Genomic DNA, 13827 nt, shown 5'->3' with positions numbered 1-13827 from the left:
ATGACGACGATGCGCACCCAATGCGCCACCCTGGCCGCTGCCCTCGTGGCGGCCTCGCTGCTGACCGGCCTGACGGGCACCGCCGCTGCCCAGGGAACAGCTCGGACGCTGACCTATCAGATCCTGATGGGCGAGGATCCCATCGGCAGCGAGCAGGTGAAGATCGAACCGCAGGGTGACCGCACCAAGGTCACCGTCACCGCCACCACGCGGGTGAAGGTGCTGTTCATCAACTTCCGCTACGACCACAAGCGTGAGGAGCTGTGGAAGGGCGGTATTCTCGACTCGATGACCGCCACGACCGACGACGACGGTACGCCGCACAAGATCGAGATGGCGCGCGATGCCGGCGGTTATCGCCTGACGGTGGACGGCAAGACCCAGCAGGCACCGTCCGGCACCCTTCCGCTGACCCTCTGGACTCCGCAGGTGCTGAAGCACACGCAGCTTCTGTCGGTCATCGACGGCGCGCCCTACAAGGTCGCGGCGCGCAAGGTCGGGGCGGAGAGAGTGGAGGCCGGCGGCAAGGCCGTGGAGGCCGCCCATCACCGCATCGAAGGCGATGTCGAACGCGACCTGTGGTTCGCGGCGGACGGGACGCTGATGAAGACGCGCTTCAAACGCAGCGGCTATGATATCACCTACGTCCTGAAGTGATTTCTGCCTGCCGAGGACCCGATGCCCATTTTCCTGTTTCCCGACGAGCCCTTCTGGAACGAGGAGGCCGACGCCGTGGAGTTCCCGGTGCAGGTCGGGGAGTATCTGGGCCGTGTCTTCGTCACCCGCCGTACCCTGCAGGGCATCGTCGGCCACACTCCGAAGCCGGAGGAGGCGGTCCAGCAGGTCTGCATGAACCGCCCCCTGTTCGAGCGGGCAACCGAACAGCGCATCCTGGCGCGCGCGCTCGATCCCGATGCCAACATCCACCTGACCGGCCGCGACCTTCACCGCGCGGCCGGATAGGACATCGCCAGGTCACCCCAGATGGGCGTAACGCCCGCGGAAATACAGCAGCGGGGCGCCGTCCTCGCGCGAGGCCAGCTTGCGCACGCGGCCCAGCACGATGACATGGTCGCCGCCGTCCAGCAGATGCTCGCGGTCGCATTCCAGAGTCGCGAGGCAGCCGGTCAGCAGGCGCACGCCGCCGCGGCCGGTGGTGGTCTCCAGGCCGGCCCAACGCTCCTGCAGGTCGCGGCGGGAGAAGCGGTTGGACAGGTCCTCCTGGTCGGCAGCCAGGATGTTCACCGCGAAATGCGGTGCGATGTTGAAGGCTTCGAAGGACATCGCCGCACGCCCCAGGCAGAACTGCACGAGCGGCGGATCGAGCGACACCGACGAGAAGGAATTCACCGTGACCCCCAGCGGCAGCCCGTCGGGAGCGATGGTCGTGATGACGGCGATCCCGGTGGCGAAGCAGCCGAGGGCGGAACGGAACGCAAGCGGATCGATCGGCTGTTCGGTGGTCATGACGTCCTGTGATGCGGGCCAAGGTGGAGGGGACTGACAGGGCAGGGCAACCGTCGACGGCCTTGGAGCCGCCGAAGATGACACTCAAAGTAGGAAATACCGGGAATTAATCCAGCACGCCACCCCGTGCAAGCCGCATCTCGGCCACGCCGCCGCCCCCGGCAACGTCGTTAAACGGATCTTAATGAAACCCCGTCAGGGTTCAGCCGCGGCGGACGGCCGCCGATTCCACCGTGGCTTCCGTCGGGGGGCCGCGTGCGAAGATCGGCCTTCGGGCCGCGAACCATTCGCCACGGCCAGGGCATGAGCGCGAATTCCGGCGGCAACGAACGGCCGATCATCATCAAGAAGAAGAAGGGCGGGCACGGCGGCCATCATGGCGGCGCGTGGAAGGTCGCCTATGCCGACTTCGTGACCGCGATGATGGCCTTCTTCCTGCTGCTGTGGCTGCTGAACGTCACCACATCGGACCAGCGCAAGGGCATCGCCGATTATTTCTCGCCCGTTTCGGTCAGCCGGGAACAATCGGGATCCGGCGGCATGCTGGGCGGCAAGACCATCACGGTGCCGGGCGCACAGATCTCCCCCAGTTCGCCCATGTCGGCCGACGTGCCGGTTTCGGGCCCCCCCGGCTATTCCTCTCAGCAGACCGACGACGCCGACGACCCGACCGAGTCCGCCACCGGCCCCGGCCAGGGCACCGGTCCCGGTCAGTCCGGCACGGAGGCTGCGGCCAATGGCGCCGCGGCGAATGCGGATGTCGCCGACCAGAAGCCGAACGAGACCCGCGCCGAGTTCCAGAAGCGGATGGAGGAGCTCGCCAAACAGCTGGGCATTCCCGGCCAGAAGCCCGGCGAGAAGCTGTCCGACTTCGGCGAGCGGGTGAAGGAGGCGATGGAGAGCCTGCAGGGTGCGGCCAAGGAGGCCCGCCAGTTCCAGCAGGCCGCGACCGAGATCCGGCAGGCCATCCAGTCGGTGCCGGAATTGGAGCCGCTGGCCCAGAACCTGATGATCGACCAGACGCCGGAGGGCCTGCGCATCCAGATCGTGGACCAGGACCGCGTGTCGATGTTCCCCGGCGGTTCCGGCCAGATGTATCCGCAAACCCGCCAATTGGTGCAGCAGGTGGCCAAGGCCCTGTCCAAGCTGCCCAACAAGCTGTCGATCAGCGGCCACACCGACTCCACCCCCTTCCCGGCCGGTTCGGGCCGCGACAACTGGGACCTGTCGACGGAGCGGGCGAACGCCACCCGCCGCGCCCTGCTGGCCGGTGGCATCGATCCGGTGCGAATCCAGGATGTCGTCGGCAAGGCCGACCGCGACCCTCTGGTCGCCGATCAGCCAAACAGCCCGCGCAATCGCCGCATCACCATGGTCCTGCTGCGCGAAACCCAGGCGGCTCCGGCTGCCGGGGGTCAATCCGGCAATGCCGCCGCTCCCAATGCCGCCGCGGGCGCCACCAAAGCACGATAGCACCTTCGCGGCACCGGTACTTTGGCGCTAATTTCCGGATGTGTCCGCGTCCGAATTCTTGCTTTGTCATCGCGTCGTACAACGGTCAGCGCGATTGCCCTGTTCAAAGCGCGCGGCGATGGGTCATACTTCCTGCACAATGCGACATGGCCGGGGCGATGCCGCCCGGCCCGCGATGATCGGTCAGATACAAGCGCGGGGGAGTCTGTGAGCGTACCCGAGGGCAAACCGTCCGACCTTTTGTCATCCTACAATCCTGGCCTGTACTTCGACGAATTGTTCGGAGCCATGGATTTACCAGCCGAACATACGGCGCTGATCCGCCAGAGGCTGGCCGCACTCGATTTCGATGAACTGCGCCGACGCGCGCAGGATGCGGAGCGGGAGCTTTACAATCTCGGCATCACCTTCATCGTCTATTCCGACAAGGACGCCGTCGACCGCATCCTGCCGTTCGACGTCATCCCGCGGGTGATCTCCGCGCAGGAATGGAAGCATCTGGAGGCGGGCGTTACTCAGCGGGTCGCCGCGCTGAACCTGTTCCTGCACGATATCTATCACGACCAGAAGATTCTGAAGGACGGGGTGATTCCGAGGGATCTGGTCGAGGGGAACCACAATTTCCGCCCGCAGATGATCGGGCTGGACGTTCCCTTCAACACCTACATCCACATCATGGGCACCGATCTGGTGCGCGACCGCCATGGCACCTTCCGGGTGCTGGAGGACAATGGGCGCGTTCCGTCGGGCGTCTCCTACGTCGTCGAAAACCGCCATATGATGCAGCGGGTCTTCCCCGACCTGATGCAGGACATCGGCATCCGGCCGGTGGACAATTATGGCCACAAGCTGCTCGACGCGATGGTGGAGATCGCGCCGGTCGACGACCCGCAGGTGGTGTTGCTGTCGCCGGGCACCTACAACTCCGCCTATTTCGAGCACATCTTCCTGGCGCGCGAGATGGGCGTGCCGCTGGTCGAGGGCCGCGATCTGGTGGTGGACAACGACCGCGTCTTCATGAAGACGACCAACGGCCTGGCCCCGGTCCATTCCATCTACCGTCGGCTGGACGACGCCTTCCTCGATCCAAAGGCTTTCAACCCCGACAGCCTGCTGGGCGTGCCCGGCATTCTGGAGGCCTACCGCAAGGGCAATGTCGCGCTGGCGAACGCCATCGGCACCGGTGTGGCCGACGACAAGGCGGTCTACTGCTATGTGCCGCGGATGATCAAATACTACCTGGACCAGGACCCGATCATCCCCAACGTCGACACCCGCATCTGCCGCGAACCGGACGCCCTGCAATACACGCTGGACAATCTGGCCGATCTGGTGGTGAAGCCGGTGGGCGAGGCCGGCGGTTACGGCATCACCATCGGTCCGCGCGCAAGCAAGGCGGAACTGGAGGATTGCCGGGCCAAGCTGTTGGCCGATCCATCCAACTACATCAGCCAGCCGGTCGTCGACCTGTCGGTCTGCCCGACCGTCTGCGACGACGCCATCGAGCCGCGCCACGTCGATCTGCGCCCCTTCGCCATCACCGGCAAGAGCACCTGGGTCCTGCCCGGCGGCCTGTCGCGCGTGGCGCTGAAGAAGGGCACGCTGATCGTCAATTCGTCCCAGGGCGGCGGCTCGAAGGACACCTGGGTTCTGGAAGGTGGTGCGGCATGAACCTGCTGTCCCGTTACGCCGAGTGCATTTTCTGGATGGCCCGCTACATGGAGCGGGCCGAGAATCTGGCCCGCATCATGGACGTGCACGAAACCTTCGCGCGCGACACCCGCGGGGCGACCAACTGGTTCTCCATTGTCCAGCTGAACGCCGACGAGAAGGATTTCTTCAGCCGTCACGACCGCCCGACGGCGGAAGCGGTGATCCACTATTACATGTTCGACGCGCAGAACCAGAATTCGCTGCTGTCGATGCTGCGGATGGCGCGGGAGAACGCGCGGACCCTGCGCCCCTGGATCTCGACGGAGATGTGGACGCAGATCAACGTCTTCCACAACAAGCTGCTGGAGATGTCGGTCAAGGATGTGGCGACGCAGAACCTGTCCAAGGTCTGCACCTGGATCAAGGAGGAGTGCCAGACCCACACCGGGATCACCGAGGGCACGTTCTACCGCGACCAGGGTTGGTATTTCTACCAGATGGGCAAGTATATCGAGCGGGCGGACCAGACCACACGCCTCCTCGACATCAAATACCACACGCTGCTGCCGTCGCCGCTGGATGTCGGGTCCACGCTGGACGTCAGCCAATGGACGACGGTTCTGCGCTGCACCGCCGGCTATCACGCCTTCCGCCGCGTCTATCCCCGAGGAATGTCGCCGACCACGGTTGCCGGCTTCATGCTGTTCAACGAGGGGTTCCCGCGCTCGGTGGTGATGTGCGTGCGGCAGATCGACGGCGTGCTGACCAGGATGCGCTCCCGCTATGAACTTCGCGGCGGGTCGGCGGCGATGGAGCGGGTGGACGAGTTGCTGGCGGCCCTGCTGTCCCGTCCGATCGACGCGGTGCTGCGCGACGGCCTGCACGAGTATCTCGACTGGATCCAACTGCAATTGAGCATCATCACGACGGAGATCGCCCAGGCCTTCTTCGGCGTCCAGCCTCCTCTGGCGGTTCAGAGCCAGTCGCAGTAAGCTGCGGGTCCGGCGGAGGGGCGGCGACGCTCCTCCGCATCGTCCTCTCTGTCGTGGTGGTTGTCGGTCAGAATGTCGGTCATCCAGCCGCCGCAGCGTCCCCTGCAGCAATTCTTCCGGTCGGGGCCCATGCCCTGTCCCTATCTGCCCGGACGCGTGGAGCGCAAGCTGTTCACGCGCCTGATCGGTCCCTACGCGACGGAGGTGAACTCCACCCTGTCGCGTGCCGGCTTCCGTCGAAGCCACGACATCGTCTATCGCCCGGTCTGCCCCAACTGCCAGGCCTGTGTGCCGGTCCGTGTGCCGGTGGCGGAGTTCATACCGTCGCGCTCGCAACGGAGAGTTCTGAAGCTGAACAGCGGTGTTACACTGGCCGAACGGCCGGCCTACGCCACCTCCGAGCAATACCGGCTTTTCTCGCTCTACCAGAATTCCCGCCACGGCGATTCCGACATGGCCCGCATGGCGATGGGCGACTTTTCGGCCATGGTCGACGAGGGCAGGGCGGACACCAGCCTGTTGGAGGCCCGCGACGAGCGCGGTCAACTGGTGGGTTGCATGCTGACCGACCGGTTGTCGGATGGCTATTCGGCAGTCTACAGCTTCTACGACGCGGCGCAGGACCGCCGCAGCCTCGGCACCTTCATGATCCTCGGCCTGATCGAACGGGCCCGGCTGGCCGGCATGCCCTATGTCTATCTCGGCTATTGGATCGCCCACAGCCGCAAGATGGCCTACAAGGCCAAGTTCCACCCGCTGGAATGCCTGGGCGAGGATGGCTGGCGCATTGCGGACATCCCGATGGACGAATGACACGGATCCGGAGCGGAAACCGCCGGTCCGTACCGCAATCGGTTCTACGTGTTTCTACGTAGCTCCAACGTAGCCCTTGCCGGTTAATGCCCGGGAAGGAATAGTCCCGTCCAATCCTATCTTTTGGTATACCCTCCGTCCGAGAGAGGGTTGCGACTTGCCGTGTCTATGCGGCTGCAACAAAAGCAAAAGGGGACGGCCAAGGCCGCGCCCCCTGCAACAGGGAGGTTTCTCCTTTGAGAGGTCTGCTCAAACTAAGCTGCCTGATCGATGCCTTGAACGAGGGCATCGGCAAGCTTGCATACTGGCTCGTGCTGGTCGCCGTCGTCGTCAGTTCGGCCAACGCGGTCATCCGTTACGGGTTGAACACCAGCTCCAACGCATGGTTGGAGTTGCAATGGTACCTGTTCTCAGCCGTGTTCCTGCTGTGCGCCGGATATACGTTCCTGCGCAATGAACACATCCGCATCGACATCATTCTGGGTCGCTTCTCCAAGCGGGTACAGGCATGGGTCGACATCTTCGGGATCCTGGTCTTCATGTTCCCGATGACGATCCTGATCACGGTGCTGTCCTGGCCGATGTTCCTGGACAGCTATCTCACTCATGAGATGTCCAGCGATGCCGGCGGCCTGATCCGTTGGCCCGCGAAGATCCTGGTCCCGGTCGGTTTCTTCCTGCTCACCGCACAGGGTGTGTCGGAGCTGATCAAGCGCATCGCCTATCTCACCGGCCATCGTGACGAGCCGGGCGAGAAGATGCACAGCCATTCCTAAGGACCGGGAGCGCCCCTGATGGTCGAGTTCGTAACCGCCAATATGGCGCCGCTGATGTTCGGCGCCCTGGTGCTTTTCCTGTTGATGGGTTTCCCGGTCGCCTTCGCGCTGGCCGCCAACGGTCTCCTGTTCGGCCTGATCGGCATCGAGCTGGGTCTGCTGACCCCGGCGCTGATGCAGGCGCTGCCGGAGCGCGTGTTCGGCATCATGCGCAACGACACGCTGCTGGCCATTCCCTTCTTCACCTTCATGGGCCTGATCCTGGAACGCTCCGGCATGGCCGAGGATCTGCTCGACACAATCGGGCAGCTGTTCGGCCCGATCCGTGGCGGTCTGGCCTATGCGGTGATCTTCGTCGGCGCGCTGCTGGCGGCGACCACCGGCGTCGTCGCCGCGTCGGTCATCTCCATGGGCCTGATCTCGCTGCCGATCATGCTGCGCTACGGCTATGACCGCCGGATCGCGTCCGGTGTCATCGCAGCGTCAGGCACGCTGGCCCAGATCATCCCGCCGTCGCTGGTGCTGATCGTTCTGGCCGACCAGCTCGGCCGCTCGGTCGGCGACATGTATGCCGGCGCTCTGATCCCCGGCCTCGTGCTGACCGGGCTTTATGCCGGTTACATTCTGGTCACCAGCATCATTCGTCCGGAGTCGGTTCCGGCCCTGCCGCTGGAGGCCCGCACGTTGCGCGGCACCAAGCTGCTTCTGCGGGTCATCACCTCGCTGGTGCCGCCGCTGGTGCTGATCTTCCTGGTGCTGGGCACCATCTTCATCGGCATTGCCACACCGACCGAAGGCGGCGCCATGGGTGCTGCCGGCGCCATCCTGCTGGCGCTGGCCAAGCGCCAGCTCAGCTGGAGCCTGATGCGTCAGGCGATGGACTCCACGGCCAAGCTGTCGTCCTTCGTGGTCTTCATCCTGATCGGTTCGACCGTGTTCGGCCTGGTGTTCCGCGCCGTCAACGGCGACCTCTGGGTCGAGCATCTGATGACCAGCCTGCCGGGCGGCCAGCTGGGCTTCCTGATCGTCTGCAACATCCTGATCTTCGTGCTGGCCTTCTTCCTCGATTTCTTCGAGCTGGCATTCATCATCGTCCCCCTGCTGGGGCCGGTGGCGGATAAGCTGGGCATCGATCTGATCTGGTTCGGCGTGCTGCTGGGCGTGAACATGCAGACCAGCTTCATGCACCCGCCCTTCGGTTTCGCCCTGTTCTTCCTGCGGTCGGTGGCGCCGAAGACGGACTACATCGACAAGATTACCGGGCAGAAGATCGCAAGGATCACCACGGGTCAGATCTATTGGGGTGCGGTGCCCTTCGTGGTCATCCAGCTCATCATGGTCGCGCTCGTCATCGCCTTCCCGCAGTTGGTGGATGCCGGCCGTGACAAGGGCCCGGCGATCAACCTGGAAGACGTGAAGATCGAGATTCCGGCCTTCGACAACCAGGACGTGGCTCCGCCCTTCGGCGCTGCTCCCGGTGGTCAGGAAAACAACCAGGCCGACGACATCATGAAGCAACTTCAGGGCAAGTGACGGCGGAAAGCCCGAACGGATGTCTGAACGGAAATGGGGGCCGGTTCGTCCGGCCCCCTTTTTTCATGCGTGCGTTTCCAGCGGGAAAGGGCCAGTGAAGGAGATCAGCGGGGCTGGGTGGCTCCCGCCCAATTGGTCGGCGCCGTGCCACCGGCCGCGAGGGGAGTACCGCCGGGACCGCCGCCGAGCGACATCATGCGGTCGCTGACGCCGGTGGGCGGCAGGGCTGCAAACTGTTCCACCGACATGCCGCTGAGGATCACGGCCTGTCGGTTGTGGGCATAGCGCAGGTTTTCGCTGTTGACCGTCACCTTGTACTCCGTCGGGTAGCGGGGTGCCCCGACCGTGACGATCGCCTGCTCCACCCGGTTGGCCGGCCCGATCACCAGATCGGAGACGTTGCCCAGGATGCGCCGTCCGTCCGGCGTCTGCACCGTCAGGCCGACCAGTTCGATCGGCGGTCTGGTCGCGACCTCCGCCGAAGGCACTCCGCCCATGTCGGAGGAACCGGCGCAGGCGCCGAGCGCCAAGACCGGGAGCAGGGGCACCGACAGCAGGAAGCGGCACGGTCGGAAGGTTTGGCGGCTTTGGTCCATCGGTTCTTGACCCTATCTTCTGGCTGCGCAGACATGTCCGTCGCTGCAACAGCGCAAGCCGTGAGGAGGTTCCGCGCGCCGATGGGGTGACCCCTTCGCCCGCGGGAGTCCTCCGTCCGGGCAGGTCAGGTGAAGATGAAGTCGTGACCGGCGTTGAGCCCGATTTGGTCGACCGTCAGCGAGGAGCCGTCGGCGAAGCTGAAGGTGGTGGCCGAGCCGTTGCTGGTCATCCCCATTTCCCAGGCGGCATAGCCGCGGAACTCGATCTGGTCGATGCCCTTTTCGAAATAGGTGATCGTGTCGGTGCCGAAGCCGCCGGTGGCCTGTTCGATCAGGAAGCGGTCGGACAGACCGTCATAGTAGCTGACCATGCTGTCATTGCCGGTGCCTGGCTGGAACAGGTCGGCGCCGCCGTCGCGGTAGCTGTCGTACAGGATGTCATTGCCGCTGCCGCCGATCATGGTGTCGTCGCCGCGCATGCCCTTGACGATGTCGTCGCCTGTGCCGCCGTTCAGCCAATCGTTTCCCTCACCGCCGAACAGTTGGTCGTTTCCGGCATCGCCCCACATCGAATCGTTTCCGGGTTCATCCTTGCCATAGGGGTCGCCGAGCCAGTCGTTGCCGTCGCCGCCATAGAGCTTGTCGTTGCCCAGCCCACCGATCAGCGAGTCGTTTCCGCGTTCGCCATACAGCAGATCGTTCCCGCCGGCGCCGTAGACACGGTCGTTGCCGTCCAGACCGTCGAGACGGTCGTCAGTGGCGGTGCCGGTCATGGTGTCGTTGTTCGAAGTCCCCCAGAACTGGCGCATGGCGTCTCTCCATCAGTGCCGTTAACGTGTTGTTAACGATTAACTATATGTTAACCATGGGCGCGGGGAGGTCGAAAAGCGATAAAGGGGCAGTACAAAGGGAGTTTGGGGAAATGACACAGATAATCATAGATTGTTTAGACAATAGGAGTTTTATGTTTCTATATTTTATGTATTTGTGACTGGAAGCGGGCTGTTTTTGCGACAGAGAGCGGGTTTTTTTTGCCTTATGGACAGGTATTGGCTTGCAAAAGGCCACCGGTCGCCGTGCCGAAGGGCATGTTGCGTAACAGACGGCACTAGGCCCAGGTCGGATGACGTGCCTGAGCGGATCGTCCGAAAGAGATTCGGCGGCGCAAACGCGCCTGCCGCCGACCGACATTGCGAGGGCGGCCGCCGCGTAAAAAATAACCGGGCGTTCATGGGAACGCCCGGTGCAGTCATATACAGGGAGGGTTAGAGACAAGAGTGTTTCTATACCCTTCGGTGGGATCGCGGCGTTGATGTGGATCAAGGATCGGTCGCGAGCGGTCACTGCCGTGGCTGCGACTCGCTTCGCGTCCGGCCGTCTCAGCCGTGGCTGTGGGAATGCCCGCCATACAGGATGGCGGGATCGGTCTGGACCTCCTGGATGGTCTCCAGCCGCCCGTCGCGCCAGGCGCGATAGAAGCAGCTGCGCCGCCCAGTGTGGCAGGCGACGCCGTCCTGCTCCACGATCAGCAGCAGGGTATCGCCGTCGCAGTCCACCCGGAAGTCCTTCAAGCGCTGCATCTGGCCGGAGGTCTCTCCCTTGCGCCAAAGCCCGCCACGAGAGCGCGACCAGTAGCAGACCCGGCCGGTCGCCAGCGTCTCCACGACCGAATCGCGGTTCATCCAGGCCATCATCAGGATCTCGCCGGTGCCGTCCGCCTGGGCGATGGCGGGCACGAGACCGTCGGCGGTGAAGCGGATGGCGGCGAGAATTTCTTCGTACGGCGCCGCATCGAGGGACGGTGTGTCCGTCATGGCAAATCACTCCTCACTGGTCAGTCCCTCAGAGGGCGGCGGCCATCCGGCGGAAGCCGGCATCCAGGTCGCGGATCAGGTCGTCGGCGCTTTCCAGCCCGGCATGCAGGCGCAGGACCTGCCCCGGATCGGTCCAGCGGGTGGCGGAACGCACTGCCGCCGGCCGGGTCGGCAGGATCAGGCTTTCGAAGCCGCCCCAGCTGTAGCCCATGCCGAACAGCTCCATTCCGTCCAGCATCGCGGCGAGTGCTTTGCGCGGGACTTGATTGATGACGATCGAGAACAGCCCGCTCGACCCGGTGAAGTCGCGCTTCCACAGGGCATGGCCCGGGAAATCGGGACGGGCAGGGTGCAGCACGCGCGTCACCTCCGGCCGGGCTGCCAGCCAGTCGGCGAGCGCCAGCGCGCTTTCCTGGTGCTGGCGCATGCGCACCGACAGCGTCCGCAGGCCACGCAGGCCGAGATAGAGGTCGTCCGGCCCGCCGCAGATGCCGAATCGCGTGGCCGCCTTCTTCACCGCGACCCAGGTCGCCTCATCGCGGCAGGTGACGACGCCCAGCATCGCGTCGGCATGGCCCACCATGTATTTGGTGGCGGCATGGATGGACACGTCGACGCCATGGTCGAACGGGCGGAAGAACAGCGGGGTTGCCCAGGTGTTGTCGATCATCACCGTGGCGCCGGCCTTCTTCGCCGCCGCGGCGATGGCCGGCACATCCTGCACCTCGAAGGTCAGCGATCCCGGCGATTCGAGGAAGACCACGCTGGTGTTCGACCGCAGGAGGGCGTCGATGCCGGCTCCGATGCAGGGATCGTAGAACTCCACCTCCACGCCGTAGGGGGCCAGCGTCTCCTTGGCGAAGCGGCGCGTCGGGCCATAGGCGCTGTCGGTGATCAGCACATGGTCGCCGGCCTTGGTGAAAGCCGACAGGGCGACCGCGATGGCGGCGAGCCCGGAACCGGTGTTCACCGTCTTGAACCCACCCTCGAGCGCAGCCGCCGCCTCCTCGAAGGCGAAGGTCGTGGGTGTGCCCATGCGGCCGTAATGCACCCCTTCCAGCGTGTTGCGGTCGCTCTCCTCCAGCGCGTCTAGGGTCGGGAACAGCACGGTCGAACAGTGATAGACCGGTGGATTGACGATGCCGTGGTTGTTCCGCGGATCGCGGCCGGCGTGAACGAGAATCGTGTCCTGCGTGACGTCCTTCATCGACTGTCCGTTTGGCTGGAGCGGTAATCCGGCCCGTTCCATTCGACCGCCGCGAAGAGTACTCCGGGGCGTGCGGCGCGGGCACGGCCGAACATTCTGTCATCGCGGGCGGCGTGCCGCCATCGCCGATTGCTTGCAACCGCTGTGAGTGGTTGGGATATTTTGGTAACACCACCGATGCACAGAGGATTCGACAAGTCGGATCAAATTGATACACTGTTGTCCCACGCGCATGGCTGCGTCGCGATCCTCACAGGACCGATCCGGCGGGGATTGTCCCGACGGATCACAAGGGGGATCAGAAGGCCGGCGTCGTCAGGCGCGTCGTCAGACCGCTCAAATGCGAAGAACGCAAGAACAGGGTGGAGTTAATAATATGAAGTCAGGGTTCCTGGCCGCCGCCGCTGCGGCCGTGGTCGTTTCAGCCAGCGTCGCCGCCGGCGCCGCCACGCTCGACACCGTCAAGCAGCGCGGCTTCGTTCAGTGCGGCGTGAATGCCGGTCTGCCGGGCTTCGGCAACCCCGACAGTGCCGGCAACTGGACCGGGCTCGACGTCGACTATTGCCGTGCCGTCGCCGTCGCCATCTTCAACGACCCGAACAAGGTCAAGTTCACTCCGCTGTCCGCCCAGCAGCGCTTCCCGGCCATCCAGTCGGGCGAAGTCGATCTGCTGTCGCGCAACACCACCGCCACGCTGACCCGCGACACTTCGGTCGGCCTGAATTTCGCCCCCGTCACCTATTATGATGGCCAGGGCTTCATGGTTCCGAAGAAGCTCGGCGTGAAGAGCGCCAAGGAGCTGAACGGCGCCACCGTCTGCGTCCAGTCCGGCACCACGACCGAACTGAACCTCGCTGACTATTTCCGCGCCAACGGCATGAGCTACAACCCGGTCGTCATCGAGTCGAACGACGAGGTCAATGCCGCCTACTTCGCCGGCCGTTGCGACGTGCTGACCACCGACGTGTCCGGTCTGGCCGGCACCCGCGCCGGTGTCGCCCCGGTTCCGGACGACCATGTCATCCTGCCGGAGGTCATCTCCAAGGAGCCGTTGGCTCCGGCCGTGCGCCATGGCGACGACCAGTGGTTCGATATCGTGAAGTGGACGGTCTTCGCGACCATCCAGGCCGAGGAGTTCGGCATCACCTCCAAGAACATCGACGAGTTCACCAACTCCAAGAATCCGGACATCCAGCGCTACCTCGGCACCACGCCGGGCATGGGCAAGGCCCTGGGCCTGGACGAGAAGTGGGCCTACAACGTGGTGAAGAAGGTCGGCAATTACGGCGAGATCTTCGACCGCAACGTCGGTCCGGGCACCGCGCTGAAGCTGGAGCGCGGCCTGAACGCCCTGTGGACCAAGGGCGGCCTGATGTACGCCCAGCCGTTCCGGTAAGGCACGGCACCGCTTGAAGCGCCGCCCGCAGGCCAGTTGCCGGAGGGCGGCCTTCCGGTTCCTTGAGGAGCGGTCGCGCAGGGCGCCGGTGAAGCGCCCGCGCAGGG

The 13827-nt window shown here is 64.6% G+C and carries 14 protein-coding genes; 9 read left to right on the top strand and 5 right to left on the bottom strand.

Features of this window, described 5'->3' with window-relative positions:
• A complete protein-coding gene (locus A6A40_RS06840; RefSeq protein WP_063634732.1) occupies positions 1-657 on the top strand; it encodes a DUF6134 family protein in 657 nt (218 codons plus the stop codon).
• Positions 658-678: 21 nt separating this feature from the next.
• The gene (locus tag A6A40_RS06835) at positions 679-963 is read left to right on the top strand and encodes a DUF1488 family protein (protein WP_063634731.1); all 285 of its coding nucleotides are present in this window, start codon (positions 679-681) and stop codon (positions 961-963) included.
• A gap of 12 nt (positions 964-975) precedes the next feature.
• On the opposite strand, the gene A6A40_RS06830 is transcribed toward A6A40_RS06835, so the two are convergent.
• Positions 976-1467, bottom strand: coding sequence for a flavin reductase family protein (locus tag A6A40_RS06830; protein ID WP_063634730.1), 492 nt, complete (start codon positions 1465-1467; stop codon positions 976-978).
• A 303-nt stretch (positions 1468-1770) separates the two neighbouring features.
• On the opposite strand from A6A40_RS06830, the gene A6A40_RS06825 reads away from it, so the two are divergent.
• The 6 genes from A6A40_RS06825 (at position 1771) to A6A40_RS06800 (ending at position 8707) form a co-directional block, all read left to right on the top strand.
• Entirely contained in the window at positions 1771-2940 is a 1170-nt protein-coding gene (locus A6A40_RS06825; protein WP_063634729.1) for a flagellar motor protein MotB, read from the top strand.
• A 288-nt stretch (positions 2941-3228) separates the two neighbouring features.
• Complete coding sequence (locus A6A40_RS06820; protein ID WP_236783758.1) at positions 3229-4611, top strand: circularly permuted type 2 ATP-grasp protein; 1383 nt, start codon at positions 3229-3231, stop codon at positions 4609-4611.
• Positions 4608-5585, top strand: coding sequence for an alpha-E domain-containing protein (locus tag A6A40_RS06815; protein WP_063634727.1), 978 nt, complete (start codon positions 4608-4610; stop codon positions 5583-5585). Before A6A40_RS06820 ends, A6A40_RS06815 begins: the two co-directional genes overlap by 4 nt.
• A 72-nt stretch (positions 5586-5657) precedes the next feature.
• Positions 5658-6398: an arginyltransferase gene (locus A6A40_RS06810; RefSeq protein WP_063634726.1), complete on the top strand. Its 741-nt coding sequence runs from the start codon at positions 5658-5660 to the stop codon at positions 6396-6398.
• A 236-nt stretch (positions 6399-6634) separates the two neighbouring features.
• Positions 6635-7174 (top strand): TRAP transporter small permease subunit, encoded by a 540-nt coding sequence (locus tag A6A40_RS06805; protein ID WP_063634725.1) that lies wholly within the window; start codon positions 6635-6637, stop codon positions 7172-7174.
• An 18-nt stretch (positions 7175-7192) separates the two neighbouring features.
• Positions 7193-8707, top strand: coding sequence for a TRAP transporter large permease (locus tag A6A40_RS06800; RefSeq protein WP_063634724.1), 1515 nt, complete (start codon positions 7193-7195; stop codon positions 8705-8707).
• A 104-nt stretch (positions 8708-8811) separates the two neighbouring features.
• On the opposite strand, the gene A6A40_RS06795 is transcribed toward A6A40_RS06800, so the two are convergent.
• The 4 genes from A6A40_RS06795 to metC all read right to left on the bottom strand — a co-directional run bounded on the left by A6A40_RS06795 (position 8812) and on the right by metC (position 12324).
• Entirely contained in the window at positions 8812-9303 is a 492-nt protein-coding gene (locus A6A40_RS06795; protein ID WP_063634723.1) for a PRC-barrel domain-containing protein, read from the bottom strand.
• Between the two features lie 125 nt (positions 9304-9428).
• A complete protein-coding gene (locus A6A40_RS06790; RefSeq protein WP_063634722.1) occupies positions 9429-10112 on the bottom strand; it encodes a calcium-binding protein in 684 nt (227 codons plus the stop codon).
• A 570-nt stretch (positions 10113-10682) separates the two neighbouring features.
• Positions 10683-11117, bottom strand: coding sequence for a phosphoribosyl-AMP cyclohydrolase (gene hisI, locus A6A40_RS06785; protein WP_063634721.1), 435 nt, complete (start codon positions 11115-11117; stop codon positions 10683-10685).
• A gap of 28 nt (positions 11118-11145) precedes the next feature.
• Positions 11146-12324, bottom strand: coding sequence for a cystathionine beta-lyase (gene metC, locus A6A40_RS06780; RefSeq protein WP_063634720.1), 1179 nt, complete (start codon positions 12322-12324; stop codon positions 11146-11148).
• 376 nt (positions 12325-12700) lie between these two features.
• On the opposite strand from metC, the gene A6A40_RS06775 reads away from it, so the two are divergent.
• Positions 12701-13720 carry an amino acid ABC transporter substrate-binding protein gene (locus A6A40_RS06775; RefSeq protein WP_063634719.1) on the top strand — a complete coding sequence of 340 codons (1020 nt, stop codon included), beginning with the start codon at positions 12701-12703 and terminating at the stop codon, positions 13718-13720.
• Positions 13721-13827 lie beyond the last annotated feature (107 nt).

It is taken from the genome of Azospirillum humicireducens, from assembly GCF_001639105.2.
Lineage (GTDB): Bacteria > Pseudomonadota > Alphaproteobacteria > Azospirillales > Azospirillaceae > Azospirillum > Azospirillum humicireducens.
The sequence above is the reverse complement of the archived record's forward strand: the minus strand, read 5'-3'. Positions and strand labels throughout refer to the sequence as shown.